This window comes from Clavibacter lycopersici (assembly GCF_003576405.1).
Lineage (GTDB): Bacteria > Actinomycetota > Actinomycetes > Actinomycetales > Microbacteriaceae > Clavibacter > Clavibacter lycopersici.
Genome location: NZ_QWGT01000400.1, coordinates 1 through 1,302, shown reverse-complemented (window position 1 = coordinate 1,302; position 1,302 = coordinate 1). Strand labels below are relative to the sequence as shown.

General features: G+C 76.6%; 2 protein-coding genes. One reads left to right on the top strand and one right to left on the bottom strand.

From position 1 onward, the window contains the following. The coding region (locus tag DZG00_RS15490) for a zinc-ribbon domain-containing protein (protein ID WP_255414080.1) at positions 1 to 374 on the bottom strand (374 nt) is incomplete at its 3' end. 45 nt (positions 375 to 419) lie between these two features. On the opposite strand from DZG00_RS15490, the gene DZG00_RS15485 reads away from it, so the two are divergent. Continuing rightward, a complete protein-coding gene (locus tag DZG00_RS15485; RefSeq protein ID WP_119383306.1) occupies positions 420 to 974 on the top strand; it encodes a GNAT family N-acetyltransferase in 555 nt (184 codons plus the stop codon). The last annotated feature ends 328 nt before the right edge of the window (positions 975 to 1,302 follow it).

Here is a 1,302-nt window from a genome sequence, read left to right as displayed (position 1 = left end):
GGCCCGACCTCGAGCGGCGACGCACCCGGCCAGCGCACCTGGTCCGCCATCGGCAGCACGGGCGTGCGCGGCGCGGCGGCCTCGGCGCAGTCCGGGCACCACGACGAGCGGCGGCGCTCGCGACCCGGACGCCTCCGCTGCTCCTCGGGCGTGGCGACGAAGACGTGCCCCGCGTCGCACTGCCAGGTGAGCAGCACGTCGGCCGCGGGCGGCACCTGGGTCAGCGTGATCCCGCGGTTGAACTCCGGGTGGTACTGCCGGATGAGCACGGGGAACGACGCCCACGCCTCCCGGTAGGTGCCCACCGGGTACGGCACGTCGAGGCCGCGCGACCAGCGGCGTCGCGCCCACCACGCATCCACCGGCTCGGGCATGCCGTCACGCTAGGGGCAGCCACCGACGTCCCCTAGCGTGGGGCGATGCCCGACCTCGCGACCGACCGGTTCCTCCTCCGCCGCTTCTCGGACGCCGACGCGCCCTTCCTGCTCGACCTGCACGCGCGGCCGGAGGTGATGCGGTGGATCGGCTCGGGCGCCGTGCAGCCGGATCCCGCGCAGGCCGCCGACCGCGCAGCCCGCTACGCCGCGCTCGACCACCCGGTGCGGGGGATCTGGGCGATCGTCGACCGCGACGGCGGCGCCCTCCTCGGCACCCTCCTGCTCAAGGGCCTGCCCGAGTCGGCCGCGCCCCTGGCCGGGGACGACCCCGCCCCGCGCGACGTGCCGGAGGAGGGCGAGACCGAGATCGGCTGGCACCTGCACCCGGACGCCTGGGGTCGCGGCGTCGCGACGGAGGCGACCCGGCGGGTGCTCGTCCACGCGGCCGAGGGCGGTCTGACGCGCGTGCTCGCGGTCACGAACCCGGCGAACGCGCCGTCGCAGGCGGTGTGCCGGCGGATCGGGATGCGTCCCCTCGGCCGCACGCGCGGCTACTACGACGCCGACTGCGAGCTGTTCCGCGTCGACCTGCCCTGACCCCGACGACGGGTCGCGCTGTCCGCTGGACGCGATCCGCCGACGCTTCCATGTGACATGGCACCCACCTCCGGGGCTAGCGTGGAAGGCGATGCGAGGGGGCACCGCGACGATGCGGGGCGTCCGGATCCGCATCGCGCACCTGGAGGACGATCGACGATGATCACGCAACCATCCGCACCCGGACGCGGGACGCCCGCCGCGGGCGACGCCCCGACCCCGCGGAGGAGGAGGGGGATCCGGGCGCTCGCCGTCACCGCCGGCCTCGCCACCGCCCTGTCCCTCGCGGGCCTGCCGGCGCACGCCGCGACGCCCGCCCCGACACCCA